The following is an 18260-nucleotide window of genomic DNA, read 5'->3' on the forward strand; positions in this document are numbered from 1 at the left end:
CATCTTCACAAATTTTCACCGATAGGGTGAAATATATTCAGGAGCATACATAATTTAGTAGTATTGTCAATACTATTTGTCTTACGATATTGAGATCGGTAGAGTCTAATTTAAGCCATAGGTGAGGTAGCATCTGAGATAGTCCCAATGGATTACTCACGGCTCCTGATCCCCAATCACCACCCGACTAGCGAGAGAAGGCAAGCTGCCAAGGCGTTTACACCAGGTTGCACTATGATTTCTAATTTATCGGAACAGTCCCATTATCCAGAAAGTGCCAGTAGCGGATTACAAATCGCCAGAGGATTAAAAGCTAAATCACAAAACTATAAACGATTGCTGGTGGAGGTGTTGAAATGGACAGGAGGACAACCCTTCCTCACCCAGCAGCTTTGTCGATTGATCGCTCAAGCACCTGATGCACCGTCGAAAGGAGCAGAAGCGCAATGGGTGGAAAACTTAGTGCGATCGCGCTGGATCGAGAATTGGGAGCAGCAACCGGAACTGATGCATTTGCAGACGATCCGCGATCGCTTGCTCAGACGCAAACACCGCAGTCATAAGCTGTTGCTGGTGTATCAGCGAATCCTCCAACAAGGAGAAGCGATCGCTAATGACAGTTCCGAACAGAAGGAACTGCGGATGATGGGGTTAATCCTCAAGCATCAAGGGAAAGTTAGGATTCACAATCGCATCTATGAATCAGTCTTTAACCAAGAATGGGTCAATCAGGCTTTAAAAACCATCCAAGCGGATTTAGAACCAGGGGACTCGGAATTTCTCAAAGCCTTAGCAGAATTAGAACGAAAACTCCTGGTTTCCCAAGTGGAAATCTTATCAAAAGCCGATACGGAATCCGAGGATGAAGGTTCGGCGCAAGCCCTTTATGAGGTGCTGCGCGATGTCACCTCTAAAGTCGGCGAATTACTCGGTGCTGATCGCGCCACCATTTTCTTACTTAATGACGAGAAGACAGAACTTTGGTCATTAGTGGCGGAGAATGAAGAAGGGGAATTCCTGGATATTCAAGTGCGAGTCGGGGAAGGGATTGCCGGTCAGGTGGCTCAGACGAAAAAGGTGATCCATATTCCCGACAATGTTTATGATGATCCACGCGCCGCCCTGGTTAAAGAATTTGACAAAAAATATAGTTACCGCACTGAAAACATCTTGGCATTTCCCATTTTAAGTGAAAGCCAAGAAGTGATTGCGGTGATTCAGCTACTGAATAAATTACCCACCGATGAGCAATCTGACAAGCGACCCAAAGGATTCACCACCTTAGACTTAGAACGGTTGGCAAAATGTGTGGTTCCAGTGCGGCGAATTCTGGAAAGTTGCCAATCCTGTTATAAGGTCATGAAAAAGCTGCGGGCGACAGCAGCGTTAGCGGAAGCCACGCGATCGCTCGATCAGATTAACTTAGATACCAAAGCAATTTTGCAGCGGGTAATGAATACCGCCAAGAAGCTGCTGAACGCCGATCGCAGTACCTTGTGGTTAGTGGATCGCGATCGCGGAGACTTATGGACGGAACTTCCAGGGAAAGGAGAGGTGCGCTGTGATATTGGGGTGGGCTTTGCGGGTCAAGTGGCGCAAACCCGCCAACCGATGATTATCCCCTTCGACCTCTACGATCATCCCAGTGCGGAAAATGCCAAAAAAACGGATGAACAAACCCGCTACCGTACCTGTAGCCTCCTCTGTATGCCCGTTGTTAGTCCAGATGGGGAATTATTGGGCGTAACCCAACTGATTAACAAGCGCAAACCCGGAGATCATCCAGAGTATAACAAAGACGAGTGGCCCCACGTTCCCAGTTACTTTAAAGCGAGTTTTGATAAAAATGACCGCCAGTCCATGCAAGTCTTTAACGAACGAGTGGGCGTAATCCTGCAATTTGTCAAGACCCATGAGACACTAAAACAGCTTGCTCAAATTGAGCCAAAAGAATCCGTTTATAACACCCTGGCAATTCTTAGTAATTCCGTTGCCGATCAGAGTGATGAAGCGCTCTACAATGCGCTGTATTATACGTTGAGCTTTGTCACCAACTCGATTAACAAACTCTTAGGCGCAGAACAGACCACGATTTTCCTAGTGGATGCCGAACAAAGCATCTTTTGGTCATTAGTCTGGAACCCCAGAACCCTAAATGCTCAAGAGATTCGGGTGTCCGCCACCCTAGGAATCGCCAGTAAAATTGTTGAGTCTCGTTCAGTCAAAGCCAGCAAAAACCCCAGAAAACTGAATGATCTGTTAATCCATATTGGCTTAGAACCTGACGCGATCAAACACATCGAAAACCTGTTGTTATTCCCGGTTGTAGACTCGAAAGGGAAAGTGATGGCTATTATTCGGTCATTTAACAAATTCATATTTACCTATGAACCGGGAGGGACGTTATCCGAACAAATCGAAATCAATGGCTTTACCCAAGCCGATGCCCAGAAATTGCAGGAACGTATGACATCCACGTTACCCATTCTGCAAGGGTTCCAAGCATTTCACCGGGAAATCCGCAATATTCAGGAACAACGCAAGGCGATCGATCCCCTCTATCAAGCCATTAGTTTAGTTAGTAGCAGTAGTGGCGGAAATGCCGAAGAAATCATCCAAACGGTGATGCAAGCGGCAAAACAACTGACCCATGCTGATCGCACCACCCTTTGGTTAATTGATTACCAAACTCAGGAATTATGGACAAAAATTCCCCAAGCCGATGGATCATTAATGGAAACGCGAGTACCTTTAGGAGAAGGGTTTGCTGGGAAAGTTGCCCAAACCGGTCAACCGTTAAACATTCCCTTTGACCTCTACGATCACCCCGATTCTGATATCGCCCGCAGAACAGACGCCAAAACCCATTATCGGACATGCAGTCTGTTATGTATGCCTGTTTTAAGTTGTGATGGTGAGTTACTTGCCGTTACCCAACTCGTGAACAAACGTCATGGTGAGGATACGACGGAGTATGATCCATCCAATTGGCCCCAAGTTCCTGAGTACTTTAAAGCCAGTTTTGATGAAAATGATCAACGGGACATGGAAATTTTTAACAATCAAGTGGGTGTTGTGCTTCCAGGTATTATTCGTTGATTGAGTTTGTACCAGACGTGCCATGGCGCGTCTGTTTTGAGTGACCAATAACAAACTGAACAATGAACAATTTCTAACTGCTAAATACCTGAGCCAAATCTTCATTGGACGTTCCCAAGATGCGTGCCAATCGATTGAGTTCGCTATCACTGAATCCATCCCGTACTTCGATTAGCTCTTCCATGGATTTTCCTAAAATTCGGGATAATGACTTAAGCTGGCTATCCGGAATATCTTTACCTTGGAATATATCTTTAAGTTGTTGCGGCGCTAATTTGTAAGAGGCACAAAACCGAACAAATTCTCGATTACTAATATCGAGGGCTTGCTGTCTTTCCCGCAGTAAAAAAGCGATAGCACGAGTTCCATGTTCCGGACGTTTAGCTCTGTCCAGATAATCCTGGATGCGCCGGTCGAGATGATTTATGCTAATCCCAGCTTGTTTAAGCAAATCGATACAGGCTAATTTTAAGGCTTTGTTTAACATTTCATTTTCTTCATGGAGTCGTTCGTACTCATTAAAGATTTCCACCATCTTCGCCGCAAATTCTGGCGTACAAAACCCAACTTCCATATCCTCGCAGGAAATGGCAATATAGGAGCGGTAGTGGTTCAGTTGCAAACGCAATGTCTGGTTATTTTGGCGCATAAGTCCAACGTTTTTAGTAAAAAAACTATTCTAGGGGAGTTATTTGACCAATTGTGCCAAAGTATAGTTCATAAGGATAGTGGCGTAGAATGCAAGAGTTTATAATATAGCGCCTCCGCCAAAAAATTGGTGATCTTGCTCTCCCACCTGACTGAGGAATGTTGGAGAATTAGACTAATCCCAGCTCAGCCCATTCTGAGACTGCCTTCAGCTTACCTGCTAGACCACCGATTTGGTCAACGTGAGAATAGGGAATTTCATCTGCCACCTGACTCTCATCCACAAAACCAGTATAGTGTCAATAAATTAAATAGAATCTGTCCTGCTATAACGAAATCCCACCCTAGTCAGGAGCTAGGATGGGGCGTTCGAGTCTACGGAAACCGAGGATGAGAGTCTGGGAAGTGTCTGAGAACTTAGTTGAGAGGGATTGTCTGTGTGGGGTTTTCGGTAACCGTCAAGCTCAGCGTTTCCAACCGCTTCATTTTCTAGGCGTTAACGAAGTGTACAGGGTTGTTAAGGGCAGAAGGTGAAACGGAGGATTGAATAATCGCAATTAGGTCGCCTTGGAAAGAAATCGTCATCCCTGGCGGGAGGAAACCACTAGACATACCAAACTCCAGATCATTAAACAAGGTATCCGAAGCCAGTTGGATTGTGTCTTGACCCAGAGTAAAGTCAGTGATCAAGGCAAAGTCAGCATTACCGCCACCAACGTAGTAGAGTTCCGGCTCTCCCCGCTCGATACCGACTACAGTGCCATCGTCACCCAGGACAAAGGTATCCTCTCCTTGACCGCCAGTGAGAGTATCCCGCTCGAAGGGAGCCAATGGGTTGGTGAGCGTACCACCAAATCCAAATGCTGGGACAAAGGGGTCAACGCCAATCAGCACATCATTTCCATCGCCGCCATCGAGAGAGTCACTGCCAACCCCAGCAACGAGTATATCTGCGTCATTTCCGCCGTTGAGAGTGTCATTCCCTAGGCTACCAAAGAGGGTATCGTTGCCACTGTCGCCATTGAGGATATCATCCCCAGCTTCACCGTCAGCACGATCATTACCATCTCCGCCAAAGACTTGATCATTGCCAGAACCCGAAAAAAATGAATCATCGTCAGCTCCGCCCAGGAGTGTATCATTACCTAACCCGCCATTGATAACATCAGCCCCAGCGTCACCCTGAATGATATCATTCCCATCCTCACCAAAAAGTCGGTCAGCGCCAGCACCACCCGTGATAATATCATTACCATTGCCACCAAAGACAACATCAGCGCCATTGTTACCTTGGAGCAAATCATCCCCATCATTACCATTGATGTTGTCAGCTCCGCCGCCACCATTAATGGTGTCATTACCAGCTTCACCAAAGATAACATCAGCGCCAGCGCCACCATTGATTAGGTCATTCCCGCCGATGCCAAATAATTGAGAGTCACCGAAAATAACATCAGCGCCACCCTCTCCATTGAGTACGTCATTGCCACCACCACCAATAATGACGTCAACGCCACCGCCGCCAAAGACTGTATCGTCGCCATCAAGACTAAAGATGCCATCATTGCCGTCGAGGGCGAAAATTTGATCGGGTTCATTGGTGCCAACGATGGCAACATCATCATTAGGCGTGCCAATGATGAAATTCAAGGAAAATGCTTGGGGAGCTAATGAAAGCATTTCAGCCTCCACTTCCTTAAGTGCTTTCATCGAAAGGGGTTTACCTTTCTCGAAAGCCGATCTTAAGTTCCGGAGATAGTTGGTGGAGCGTCGAGAAATTCGAGGCTGAAACTTAGATGTCATAACGTTTTCCTTTTTTAATGGATTGCTAAATCATAAATTTCACTTTGTCAGAGTTTATCAGACTAAAAAATTAGTAAATGCGAAGTTAATTAAATTTAATAAAAACCTCGCTTCACTGGCTTAATCTGTGCCAACATTTAAACAAGTTGCTCCGCACTGCCCCTATTGCACAGACGTTGTAATGTGGTGGTAAAGTCGGGATAGGAAATGGTTGCGGCTTCTGCACCGTGGATGGTGGTAATTCCTTTAGCGTTGAGTGCCGCGATCGCAAGACTCATGCTGATCCGGTGATCGGTATGACTGTCAACCTCTGTACCCGTTAGGGGGGTGTTTCCAGTGATTTCTAACCCATCGGGGAGTTCTGTAATCTTTGCACCCATCCGGTTTAACTGAGACGCCATAACCGCGAGGCGATCGCTTTCTTTAACCCGAAGTTCTGCGGCGTCTTGAATTACGGTGGTTCCCTGGGCGAAAACAGCCGCAACTGCCAAAATGGGAATCTCATCAATTAAACGGGGAATTAAATCCCCAGCGATTTCACAAGCGTTGAGGCGACTATAGCGAACTCGGATATCAGCAACTGGTTCTCCCGCCACTATCCGTTGATTTTCCAACTGGATATCCGCATTCATCATCGCCAGGGCGTCTAAAATACCCGTGCGGGTGGGGTTAACACCAATATTTTCAATCAATAAGTCAGAATCTGGAACAATCGCCCCAGCGACTAACCAAAACGCAGCGGAACTAATATCGCCGGGAACAATCACCGTTTGTCCCTGGAGTTGCGCCGGACCCGTGACTGTAGCACTGTGGGTTTCTGGGTCAACGGTAATCTTAGCACCAAAAGCCTTAAGCATCCGTTCGCTGTGGTCACGAGACAGGGCGGGTTCTGTTACTGTTGTGTCCCCGTCTGCCATTAACCCTGCTAATAGGATACAGGATTTAACTTGGGCAGAGGCGATGGGGGAATGGTAATGAATTGGCTTGAGGCGTTGTCCCTGAATTGCTAGGGGGGCTAATGAACCATTCCCCCGCCCCCAGATTTGGGCACCCATTTGTTGCAAGGGTTGCACCACACGAGACATAGGGCGCGATCGCAAGGATTTATCTCCGGTTACAGTAAAAAAGCGTCCGGGGTGGGAGGCTAAAAGTCCCAGCATTAGCCGCAGGGTAGTCCCAGAGTTACCCGCATTTAAGATATCCACAGGTTCTTGTAATTCTCCCACACCCACGCCCTTAACGATAACCGCTGCGGCGTTGAGTACAGAGATTTCGGCACCCATAGCTTGGAAACAAACGGCGGTACTGCGCGGATCATCGCCCAATAGGAGTCCCTGGATGCGAGTTTCCCCTTGCGCGATCGCACCCAACATCAACGCGCGGTGGGAGATAGATTTATCACCGGGAACCTGGAGATTTCCTTTCAGAAACAATCCCGATGGCGGGCGGGTGATGATCAAATCAAGTTGCGTTTCGATTTGCTTCAGGGTGACAACCGTGACGGGCATAGGTATGGAGGGGTTTAACAGAGGGACATAGAATTGTATCAAAGATAATTGTATCGGGGTAATGGGGGAGATGATGAATGATCCATGATTATGTAGGGGCGGGTTTCACAACCATCGTTTTTTTTCCGCCCTAATGTCACTAAACCCGCCCCGCCCAAATGATGAATTCCCGATTCCCTATGTCCTGTTCCCTCTTGTTTGATCAATGACTAACCCAAAATTTTGGAAACCCGTTTATCAACTGTTTAAACCTGAAGAACCCCTGGAAAAGCCTGAAGATATTCGGGATTTTTACGTTTCGCGATCGGATAGTCCCGTTGAGCATTTAGTCAACGCATTGGAAATGGAAGATGACCCCGCCAAATTTTTACTATCGGGTCACACAGGTAGCGGTAAAACCACAGAATTACATCGCGTTGAACATTGTTTAGCTGATAACTATACCGTAATCTGGATTGACACCGCCACCGCCCTTGACCGTTATAATATCGGTTATGCCGAAGTCGTGGTCTTAATTGGTCAAGAAATTTGTCGTCAAGCGATTAAACCCGGGTGGTGGTCACGCAAAGATGACCGTTTACTCAAGGATTTAGAAGACAGTCTGAAAACCGTTATTTATCAAGATAAAACTAATTCCGTTGAAGGATTAGCCCTACCCGATCTGCTGACCAAAATGGGCATGACCTTAAAATTAGGGCTAACGCGAGAAATGACGAGAAGCTTGAATATTCGCCCAATGTTAAGTGAAATTATCGCTAAAGTCAATGCAATTATTCAATCCGCAGAAAACGATAGAAAGCAAAAACTATTAGTCATTGTCGATGGATTAGATCGTCATGATCAGATGACCGCCTTAGAAATGTTTGCCAGTCCTCTGCTGACAGAACTGGATTGTCATATCATCTACACTATACCCATTTCCCTGCGGTATTCTCCCAGTTTTCGCCAACCGATGCAGCGATTTCAAGACTGTTTAGACTTGGCGAATATTCCCGTATTTGAATGTGACACCAATTTATGTCCCACAACCCAGCCGGATCAGATGGGGCGACAGATATTAAAACAGGTGATTGAAAAGCGATTAGCGCGATTAACCCATTATAATACCCAAGACTTGTTTACCCCAGAAGCCTTAGAACTACTGTGTGAAAAAAGTGGGGGAGTGATGCGAGATTTAATTCGTTTAGGGCGAACAGCCTGTCAAGTGGCGGTGAAACAGAAAGCCACCTCTGTGGATCAAGCCGTAGCTGAACAAGCGGTAAAAGAAGAACGACAAGCGTATACCATTAGTGATTATCAGTTTACGGAATTAGCCGCGATTCACCGAACTGGACGATTAACCACAAAAACCCATACATTGCCGAATAAAGGAGAATTTGTGATTAGCGATGAACTCCTGCAAAATAAATTTGTTTTAGGCTATTATGATAAAAATCAGAATCCTTGGTTTGATGTAAATCCGATATTGATTGAAGACTTACAGCGATGGCAAGCGACTCAAGGATGATTCGTCATTTGCCATTTGTAATCATTCGTAGGGTGGGTTAGGCGGTGTTAAACTTAGGAAATAACCATTTAATTAATATCCGCCGTAACCCACCAACATCCTGAAATGTCATCATATAAAATCTCGGATGACCTCATTTTCAATCCAACCGCAAACCCTTTACGTAGGGGCGCACGTCGGTGCGCCCTATCACCAACGTGCGCCTACCCGTTTTTATCATCAGGGATTTGGTTAGGTTTCCTTGCGTTTTCCCAACCTAATATCGCATTAATGTTAAGGTCAGGACGGGTTTTGTTGAAACGTTATCAGTAATCCAAAAATCAAGCGTCTAAACCCGCCCCTACATCGGATAAAATCGGATAAAACATCGCACAAAAACAGAGAATCAATCAAATTACCAATCCACTCATAATCTTCCCAATATTGCCCAATTCGTTAAATCCCTCTGCGCCCCTCTGCGCCAACCTCTGCGTCCTCTGCGTTAAAAAAACATAACACCCCAACACATCAAAATCATCTACAATCAGACTAAGCATCAGGACGGATTGACCATGGCAATCGACATTCCCCCCATAAACAATCTAAATCAACCTGACCAGGAAACCTTAGACGATTTAGCCACCACCCTAGAATTATCCGACGGGACAACTATTGTTTTTGCCATCGCCCCCGAAAGCGCCCCCAATCATCCCGTCGTCGAACAATTAAAATCCGTCCTCAACCCCGATGAATTTCAGATTGAGAACTTCTTTTATAGTCAAGAGTCTCTGATTGCGTTTCTCTACGCTTTAGAAAAGAGAATCCCCATTAACCCAGACGCAAAAGACGAATCCAAACGTCCAGTCATTATGGCGTTTGGGATTGAACAATTACCTCGCCCCCGGATACTGAAGGAACTGAAACGATTGAATCTGGGACGAGAGGCGCTGTTTTCACGGGAGATTGTCCTGATATTTTGGCTGAATAAGCGGGATTTCTTAGAGGCGTTTCGCGGTTATGCGCCGGATTTTTGGGATTGGCGGGAAAAGGTGGTTAAGTTTACCACTCGTCCGCCGTTGAATCTTCTACTTTATCCCTATTTAGAGAGTTTAATTGCGGAGAATTCTTATCTGAAAATGAGTGGCGTGATGCAAGTTCAGCGCCAAGTGGATATTTTTTTGGATCAAGTTTATGTGTCCCTACAGGCGGAACGTCAGCAGCAGGTGACGGAGTTTAAGGGGGGGAGTAAGTTAGGTTTTGAAACACAGAGGTACGCCGAGGTTGGCGCGGAGAGTCGCAAGGGGATGGAGTTTGCGCCGTCGGAAATGAGTACAAAAACGGTGACGCATAAGGTGGATTTAGCGGAGGCGGTGGGGAGGTGTCACTATAGTGTAATTTTAGGTGATCCGGGGGCGGGAAAAACCACACTTTTGCGATATCTGGCGCTGCATTTTGCCATGGCGCAACGGGATGGGAAAGAGAGGGTTTTGGTGGAAAATGTAGAGACGTACCATGGTACGTCTGGGAATGCAGGAAATAAGGACGAATTGTCCCAATCTTCAGCCACCAATCCTGAATCATTAGGGAATATTCGTTTCCCGGTGTTTTTACGAGTTGCGGATTATGCGGAACGGTTGGTGAAACAGCCAGAGTTGAGTTTGTTGGCGTTTCTGGAGGAGTTTTATCAGCAGTGGGAGGCGGATGTTCGGGATGTGAACGATGAATGTAAAGACGTAGCATGCTACGTCTCTACACTGCTGTGTGAAAAGATGCGTCAGGGTGAATGCTTGGTGCTGCTGGATGGTTTGGATGAGGTATTTAATCAGACTAGCCGTCAGCAGATTGTTAAACAAATAGAGGCGTTTGTTACCGATTATCCCGATAACAAGTATGTGATTACCAGCCGGATTGCTGGCTATCAGGATGTGAAATTAGGCAGTCGCTTTACCCAGTTTACGATTACTCAGATGGAATTTGAGCAGGTAGAGCGATTCCTGCGTCGCTGGTGTCTGGCGATTGAAAAAGCCCAGAAACTCGATGAAACGGAAGAGGTTTGGCGACGAGAGGCGGAGAAAGAAGCTGAGGAACTGTTGGAGGCAATTCAAGAGAATGAAGGGGTCAAACGCCTCACCGGAAATCCCCTATTATTAACCATTTTGGCATTAATTCATCGCAATGGGTCGCGCCTCCCGAATCGGCGGGTGGAACTGTATGCGTTGGCGGTGAAAACGTTGATAGAAGATTGGCAATTGAGTAAGAATTTACCCGATGCGCCGCAGGTAGTGCTGCGGGAAAGTGAGGTCATTGAACTTTTAGCACCTCTGGCGTATTGGATGCATGAGAAAAAACCATCGGGGTTAATTACTCAAGCGGAAGCGGAAGCGCAGTTAGGGGAAAAATTGGCAGCGTTAAATGATGAAGATGTGGAAGCGGATAGTGTGAAAAAAGCCGTACAGGAATTTTTGCGGCGGGTACGGGAAACGACGGGGTTATTTGTCGAACGTGCGCCCAATGTTTATGGGTTTATGCATTTAACTTTTGAGGAGTATTTGACAGCGCGGTATATTGCCGATAATGACGTGAGTGAGACTCTGGAGATTATCCAGAAACATCAGGATGATCCGCGTTGGCAAGAACCAATTTTATTGGCATTGGGGTATTTGGGAATTCATAGTCCTAAGCAGGTGAAGCATTTAGTGGAACGGTTGTTTAAGGGGTTGGACGAGTATCAACCTGTTCTGGGAGAGGGAGAAATTCAGGTTAAAAATAGTTCATCAAGTAAGCCGATTTTACGGTGGTCAGTTTTGGCGGAAGATGGGACAATTTCCTGGCGTGAATCTGCATCGATATTGAAAGAATTGCTATTTGCAGGTCAGGTTGTGGCTGAAGTTGAGGTGAATAGCCGGATTCGGTCAAAGGTGATTGAGAAGTTAGGTGTGACCTATTTGGGATTGGATGAGGAGTTTGAGAATGAAACGATTAAACAGGTATTGAGATTGCTGCGACAAATTGAACGATTTAATCAGAAAGGGGAAGTGATCCGTTATTTGCGTCAAGAAGTTGAGGAGGCTCAAGAAATAGCGGAACGACGAGTGAAAGCACAGTCAGCTATTTTATATGTAGCTTGTGGTGAATCGGGCGCAGGATTAGTAGATTGTGTGACGGAGATTGTTCATCAGTTAGAACCAACTCTGTTTTGTTCGATTAAGGATTTAATGGAAGAATTAGGGGAAGAAATGACTCCAGCCTTGGAGGTAACTCGACAAAATCAGAGTGGTGGGTTAATGGGATTAACCTTTGTCACGGCTATGTCTTATCTGCGAAGTGATGATTATGAGAAAGCCATTCCTCTTTTAGACGAGATAACTGGGCAAAATAACAGTGGGATTCAGGCTTATATCGATTGGTCACTGGCGGCGGCTTATCAGGGAGTGAATAAATTTGACCAAGCAATTGATGCTTATCAAGCTTGTTTTGAAAAGCTGGAGCCATATATCGAGCCAACCGCTTTGATGATTTTCTGGAGAAATTGGGGTATTTGTTACCGATTACATGAAAAATATGAACAGGCGCTTGCTTGCTTTGAGCGGATGTTGACGATAGCTAGAGAGGTTGACAAGCCTAAAGCTGAATCACTTGCTCTTTATCATATAGGAAGAACCTATAAAAGTTGGGGTAAATATGAACAAGCAATAGATTATTATCACCAAAGCCGTGAAATCGATGAGCAATTAGACAAAAAGCAGGATGTGGCTAATCAGTGGTACTGGCTAGCTGATTGCTATCGAGACTGGGGACAGTATGAGCAAGCGATAGAGTGTCAACAAAAGGATTTAACCATTCGCCAGCAGCTAGATGACCAACAGAATATCGCTTTAGCCTACTATCAATTGGGTAGAATCTATCAGGATTGGGGAAAATATGAAGAGGTGATTGCACATTACCAAAAAAGCCGTGAACTCTATGAGCAATTAGATAAACAGAAGGATGTGGCTGATTCGTGGTACTGTCTAGCCGCTTGCTATCGCAACTGGGGACAATATGAAAAAGCGATAGAGTGTGAACAAAAGGATTTAGTGATTCGCCAGCAGCTAGATGACCAACCTAGTATCGCTGATGCCTACTTTCTGCTAGGTAGAATCTATCAGGATTGGGGCAAATATGACGATGCGATCGCACATCACCAACACAGCATTGAACTCTATGACAAATTAGACAAACATAAGGATGTCGCTAATCAGTGGTACAGGCTAGCTGATTGCTATCGAGACTGGGGACAGTATGAAAAAGCGATAGAGTGTCAACAAAAGTGTTTAGCCATTCGCCAGCAGCTAGATGACCAACAGAATATCGCTTTAGCCTACTATCAATTGGGTAGAATCTATCAAGATTGGGGTAAATATGAGGAGGCGATCGCACATTACCACCAAAGCCTTTCACTCTATGAGCAATTAGACAAACAGCAGGATGTCGCTACTCTGTGGTACAACATAGCTGTTTGCTATCGAGACTGGGGACAATATGAGAAAGCGATAGAGTGTGAACAAAAGGATTTAGCCATTCGCCAGCAGCTAGATGACCAACCCAATATCGCTGATGCCTACTATCAATTGGGTAGAATCTATCAGGATTGGGGCAAATATGAGGATGCGATCGCACATTTCCAACAAAGCCTTGGACTCTTGGAGCAATTAAAGAAACAGCAGGATGTCGCTACCCTGTGGTACAACCTAGCTGATTGCTATAGAGCTTGGGGACAATATGAGAAAGCGATTGAGTGTCAACAAAAGTGTTTAGCCATTCGCCAGCAGCTAGATGACCAACCCCTTATCGCTTTAGCCTACTATCAATTGGGTAGAATCTATCAGGATTGGAGCAAATATGAGGACGCGATCGCACATCACCAACAAAGCCTTTCACTCTATGAGCAATTAGACAAACAGCAGAATGTCGCTAATCAGTGGTACAACCTAGCTGATTGCTATCGAGACTGGGGACAATATGAGAAAGCCATAGAGTGTGAACAAAAGGATTTAGCGATTCGCCAGCAGCTAGATGACCAACCCAATATCGCTGATGCCTACTATCAATTGGGTAGAATATATCAGGATTGGGGCAAATATGACGATGCGATCGCACATCACCAACAAAGCCGTGATTTATACCAGCAAATCGGTCACAATGAACGCACGGCTAGAAGTTACAGATACATTGGTAAAACCCAACGCCTCCTCGCCCAAAATACCCCCGACACAACCGCAGCCCTCACCCTCCTCAGCCAAGCCGAAGAAAACATACGCCAAAGCATACAAATTAATACAAAAAACGACTACAAAAAGAACCTGGGGTATGATTACACCGCCCTCGCCCTCGTCTACGCTGAACGCTTCCATCAACTCCCGGCGGACGATTCTAACTTATGGGAACAAATCAGCCAATTTCAAACAAACTACACCCTCGGCTTAACCCACTTCCGCCAACTCGGACAAACCGTAGATAGTGCAGAAGAAACCCTGGATATCGCCCGCGCTTACTTACGAATTGACGCGATAAAATGGACAGGATGCACCGAATATAGAGACGAGACATCGCATATTTTGGAACCCCTGAACCAAGGGGAAATCCTCACCCGCGCCTCCTTGGAAACATTCCAAGCCTATAATCGCGGTAAACTGCAAGCCGCCGCGCAGCAACTCTTAGAGGAAATTCACCAGCGAATTTAGTTTGTAGTTGCGCTGTCTTCGCCATAAACGTCCCATCGCCAACCCCCAATTGAATTAGTAGTAAGGGCTTTATCACTTAATTTTGTTGGGTTTTCTAGGTCAACCCAACCTACAACTCGATCAGGTCACGATAATATCGTACCCCTACCAAATCATACCAAATCCGGGTTAGCCACCCCCTTTATAATCCAGTCCGCGCAGGCGGACTTTGTTTGTGTAGCTGCGACTTCCAGTCGCCGGGGCAAAAAGGGGGTTTCTTGGGTAGGGAACATTGCCGTGCCCTATTATCTAAATAGAGTTTGAATAACTATTATCAGAAAAACATCAATGTCTAAATCTCAGCAATATCCTATCCTTCATACAGCCCAGCCTAGTGCTGAATTTTACTCTATTTTTTCAGACACCGAAATCTTAGATATCATTCAAACATTAGCCACCCGACGGGAAATAGGCTTAAAATATTCCTACAAAGGTCAAGGCGCAACTATCTGGGATAAATTTTATCTCAACTATCTGCGTCCACGCTGGTATCGACCCGCTAATCGGGAAATTGACCTGTTAAGAGCTAATTTTGAAGTCATCACCCGCAAAATCCAAGCTGTCAACACCGTTAATCTTATCGATGTCGGCGCGGGTAATTCCTATCCCGTTAAAGATTTTATCCGTCGGCTGAATCGCTTGGGCAGAATCAATCGATATATCGCCTTAGACATTAGCGAAGACTTACTCAAGGTATCCCAGCAAAATATTAAAAAATGGTTTCCTAACATTGAGTTTATTGGCGACACGATTGATATAGAAAATAATTCATTGTCCCAAACCTTGTCAAACCATCAGATTAATCTAAAAACTGACGACACCGCCCAAATTATATTACATTTAGGCGTAACTATGGGTAATCATTACAATAGAACGGAAGTCCTGAAAAATTTTAGAGATAGCATGAGAAAGCATGATGTCCTGGTATTCACTAACGAAATTGGTTCTAACTCCCAATGGGATGGAACAGTGAGAGGGGGGTTAAAGTATCATGTGGATCAAGTCTATGCTTGGGTGAAAACTGCGATGGGTATTCAAGCTGAAGATTGTGAACTGGTGCGAAAGTATGAGCATAAAACCGATAGTATTGTGGCGACGATTAAATTCAGTCAGAACTATCGGATAAATTTCAGGTTAATGGGAGGGGATAGGAGTATTGAAATGGCTGAAGGGGAAGAGATTACGATTTGGAGACAGCATAAGTTTGAAATTTCTGAACTGGTGCAAGAAATAGAACAGGCTGGACTCCGACTTGTTCACTACAAGACTGACCAATATTTATCGAATATTATGGTAATTTGTGAAAATGAGCAATAGCTCCCTGGAAGTCACAGCTACACAAAAAAAGTCTACCTGCACGGACTAGATTATAAAGAGAGAAATAAATCTGGATAGGGACAAATGACTAAGGAAGAATAACGAAGGACAAAAAACGAATGAAAAATCGCCAAAATGCTAAATTTTTCTACCAACTGGCTAAATTACTCAATTCTGGTATAAATCTACAGCAAAGCTTAACCCTAGTGGGAAACGATTTAAACCCAGCGGTTAAACGCTATTTACAAAAAGTCAGTCTCGCCGTGGGTTCGGGTCAAGATTTCGCCACCGCCTTAACCTGTGAACGCGGTTATTTTAACCGTTGGACGATTAGCTTAATCCGTTTAGCTGAATATAGCGGTTCTCTCCCCCAAACCTGTCAAATGCTCGCCCAAGACGCTGAAACGCAAGGGAGACAAGAAGGATTATATGGGTCGGTAAAACGTTCAGCTATGGCGACAATTTGGGGATTTTTGGTGTTAACGGCGGCTATTTTTAACCCCAATCCAACCGGAATTATTAAACCAGAATTCTGGTTAAGAGGGTTAGCGATCGCGCTGCTATTATGGGTGATGATTGTCCTGGTATCTCGCTTTTCTAGTCCCTTGTGGCTGCAACTGGTGAGGCGGCTACCTATTTTCGGCAAAATTGTGCAGGCGCGATCGCTCCTCTATCTAGCTAAGTTACGATTACCGTTAAGTTGTGGGGTATCTCTCCTCACCGCCTTGGATTTACTGCGAGAGCATATCCCAGATACGGTAATGAAAGCCAAATTATCCTGGGCTACGCGGCGCGTCCGCATGGGTCAACCTTTGAGTCAGAGTCTCCAGGGTAAATTACCCCCTACAGCGCTACAGATGATTAGCACCGGGGAAGAAAGCGGAACCTTAGAGCAGACGCTGGAAACCTTAGCCCAACACTATGACAGCGAGTTGGAACAACGACTGCGATCGCTACAGGTTAGTTTACGACTTTTAAGCCTTGTGGTGATGGGAAGTTTGGTGGCGGTGGTGGGTATCCGAGGGATATCTGTGTTGCTGGATTCATTACCGGATTAACGCAGAGGTACGCAGAGGGAAGCGCAGAGGTACGCAGAGGGTTTCGGGGAATTGGAGGAAAAGCGCGATCGCATAAGCTACTGTAGATCTCAGTTCTTGCACCATTGGCTTCGGTGGGAAGGATACCTATCCGACAATAAATTAAATGAAGGGATTATGTATATTAATGAAATTGGAATGATTAATATCCGCTCAATTAAAAATTTATATTGGAAGATAAGTTTAGAACATTGTGCGGGGTGGCATGTAGTTATTGGCGACAATGGTTCAGGTAAGTCAACTTTCTTACGTGCTATTGCATTAGCTTTGTTTGGTCCAAGTAATGCTATTGCGCTTCGGCTAAATTGGAATGAGTGGTTAAACAAAAATGAAGACTATGGAGACAATGAAAATCCTGGAGAAATTTATGTCCATTTATTGTATGATAGCCGTTTTGACAAAATACCTGGAGGGTATAAATCGATTGGATTCCACGGTTTTCCTGTTTTGCTTCAATTTATCAAGAGCAAAAATGATGTCAAAATAGACGCTCCAGAAGTAGACGGGTATAATCCTAGACGAGGTTTATGGGGAAAAAGAGCTTGCTGGTTTTCGGCTGGGTTTGGTCCCTTTCGACGCTTCAGGGGTGGAAATAAAGATTATGACGAGCTTTTCTACTCTAATCCAAAAGTAGCGGCACACTTATCGTTGTTTGGTGAAGATGTGGCTCTAACTGAATGTTTACAGTGGCTGCAAGATTTACAATTCAAGAAACTCGAAGGTGATCCAGAAGGTAACTTGATTGATTCGGTGAAAGAGTTTGTCAATCAAAGCGAATTTTTGCCGCATCAAGCGCGTCTGGAACAGGTTTCCTCTAAAGGTGTTGAATTTTTTGATGGCAATGGTTGTCGATTGCCAGTTGAGGAATTGAGTGATGGGTATCGCTCAATTTTAAGCCTAACCTTTGAACTGATTCGCCAACTTACTAGAGTTTATGGCTATAAATCTATTTTTGATCCCAATGACAAAACAAAAATTATTCCTCCTGGTGTTGTCCTCATCGATGAAATTGATGCTCACCTTCATCCTACCTGGCAACGGCGAATCGGGATTTGGTTTCGGGAACATTTTCCCAATCTTCAATTTATTGTCACAACCCATAGTCCTCTAATTTGCCAAGCCGCAACCGTGGGAACAGTATGGCGTTTACCTAAACCAGGTAGTAACGAATCAGGGGCTATGGTAAGGGGGAAAGATTTAGATCGCTTACTTTATGGTAATGTCTTAGATGCTTATGGGACAGAAGCATTTGGGGCAGATGTGACCCGATCAGACGAATCAAAAAAGCGGTTACAACGGTTAGCTGAATTGAATCGGAAAGAACTACACGAACAACTGAGTGAAGATGAGCGAAATGAGCAAGAAAAACTGCGGGTAATGATGCCAACTTCACCCCATAAAGTCGGCTAATGAGATGCTCATGGGATTAAACAATATCCCTGAAATTTAATTGAGAAGCTTTCATTCATTTAAATTGGGTATTAGCAGCGAGCAAGATGCTCGCACTACATACAATGATTTCGCCATTATTGATATTAAG

9 protein-coding genes are annotated in these 18260 nt (G+C 45.0%); 6 read left to right on the forward strand and 3 right to left on the reverse strand.

What is annotated here, in order from left to right; genetic code table 11:
* Positions 1–234 precede the first annotated feature (234 nt).
* Positions 235–3099 (forward strand): GAF domain-containing protein, encoded by a 2865-nt coding sequence (locus RID09_RS25200; protein WP_446338697.1) that lies wholly within the window; start codon positions 235–237, stop codon positions 3097–3099.
* 73 nt (positions 3100–3172) lie between these two features.
* Here RID09_RS25200 and RID09_RS25205 read toward each other — a convergent pair whose 3' ends face one another.
* The 3 genes from RID09_RS25205 to aroA all read right to left on the reverse strand — a co-directional run bounded on the left by RID09_RS25205 (position 3173) and on the right by aroA (position 7058).
* On the reverse strand, positions 3173–3748 hold the full coding sequence (locus RID09_RS25205) for a hypothetical protein (RefSeq protein WP_446338660.1): 576 nt from the start codon (positions 3746–3748) through the stop codon (positions 3173–3175).
* A gap of 488 nt (positions 3749–4236) precedes the next feature.
* Positions 4237–5550 (reverse strand): calcium-binding protein, encoded by a 1314-nt coding sequence (locus tag RID09_RS25210; protein WP_446338661.1) that lies wholly within the window; start codon positions 5548–5550, stop codon positions 4237–4239.
* A gap of 137 nt (positions 5551–5687) precedes the next feature.
* Positions 5688–7058 carry a 3-phosphoshikimate 1-carboxyvinyltransferase gene (gene aroA / locus RID09_RS25215; protein ID WP_446338662.1) on the reverse strand — a complete coding sequence of 457 codons (1371 nt, stop codon included), beginning with the start codon at positions 7056–7058 and terminating at the stop codon, positions 5688–5690.
* A 205-nt stretch (positions 7059–7263) separates the two neighbouring features.
* On the opposite strand from aroA, the gene RID09_RS25220 reads away from it, so the two are divergent.
* The 5 genes from RID09_RS25220 to RID09_RS25240 all read left to right on the forward strand — a co-directional run bounded on the left by RID09_RS25220 (position 7264) and on the right by RID09_RS25240 (position 18130).
* Positions 7264–8565, forward strand: a complete 1302-nt coding sequence (locus RID09_RS25220) for a P-loop NTPase fold protein (RefSeq protein ID WP_446338663.1) — start codon at positions 7264–7266, stop codon at positions 8563–8565.
* Positions 8566–9116: 551 nt separating this feature from the next.
* Complete coding sequence (locus tag RID09_RS25225) at positions 9117–14267, forward strand: tetratricopeptide repeat protein (RefSeq protein ID WP_446338664.1); 5151 nt, start codon at positions 9117–9119, stop codon at positions 14265–14267.
* Positions 14268–14594: 327 nt separating this feature from the next.
* Positions 14595–15623: an L-histidine N(alpha)-methyltransferase gene (locus RID09_RS25230; RefSeq protein WP_446338665.1), complete on the forward strand. Its 1029-nt coding sequence runs from the start codon at positions 14595–14597 to the stop codon at positions 15621–15623.
* Positions 15624–15742: 119 nt separating this feature from the next.
* Positions 15743–16681, forward strand: a complete 939-nt coding sequence (locus RID09_RS25235; protein ID WP_446338666.1) for a type II secretion system F family protein — start codon at positions 15743–15745, stop codon at positions 16679–16681.
* Positions 16682–16837: 156 nt separating this feature from the next.
* Positions 16838–18130 carry an AAA family ATPase gene (locus RID09_RS25240; RefSeq protein ID WP_446338667.1) on the forward strand — a complete coding sequence of 431 codons (1293 nt, stop codon included), beginning with the start codon at positions 16838–16840 and terminating at the stop codon, positions 18128–18130.
* Positions 18131–18260: the final 130 nt, after the last annotated feature.

The organism is Coleofasciculus sp. G1-WW12-02 (assembly GCF_040219735.1).
Classification (GTDB): domain Bacteria; phylum Cyanobacteriota; class Cyanobacteriia; order Cyanobacteriales; family Coleofasciculaceae; genus Coleofasciculus.

What these genes read in the sequence shown, in the direction of transcription:
- RID09_RS25200 (WP_446338697.1), top strand. Translation starts at nt 235, where the DNA reads ATGATTTCTAATTTATCGGAACAGTCCCATTATCCAGAAAGTGCCAGT.
- RID09_RS25205 (WP_446338660.1), bottom strand. Translation starts at nt 3,748, where the DNA reads ATGCGCCAAAATAACCAGACATTGCGTTTGCAACTGAACCACTACCGC.
- RID09_RS25210 (WP_446338661.1), bottom strand. Translation starts at nt 5,550, where the DNA reads ATGACATCTAAGTTTCAGCCTCGAATTTCTCGACGCTCCACCAACTAT.
- aroA (WP_446338662.1), bottom strand. Translation starts at nt 7,058, where the DNA reads ATGCCCGTCACGGTTGTCACCCTGAAGCAAATCGAAACGCAACTTGAT.
- RID09_RS25220 (WP_446338663.1), top strand. Translation starts at nt 7,264, where the DNA reads ATGACTAACCCAAAATTTTGGAAACCCGTTTATCAACTGTTTAAACCT.
- RID09_RS25225 (WP_446338664.1), top strand. Translation starts at nt 9,117, where the DNA reads ATGGCAATCGACATTCCCCCCATAAACAATCTAAATCAACCTGACCAG.
- RID09_RS25230 (WP_446338665.1), top strand. Translation starts at nt 14,595, where the DNA reads ATGTCTAAATCTCAGCAATATCCTATCCTTCATACAGCCCAGCCTAGT.
- RID09_RS25235 (WP_446338666.1), top strand. Translation starts at nt 15,743, where the DNA reads ATGAAAAATCGCCAAAATGCTAAATTTTTCTACCAACTGGCTAAATTA.
- RID09_RS25240 (WP_446338667.1), top strand. Translation starts at nt 16,838, where the DNA reads ATGTATATTAATGAAATTGGAATGATTAATATCCGCTCAATTAAAAAT.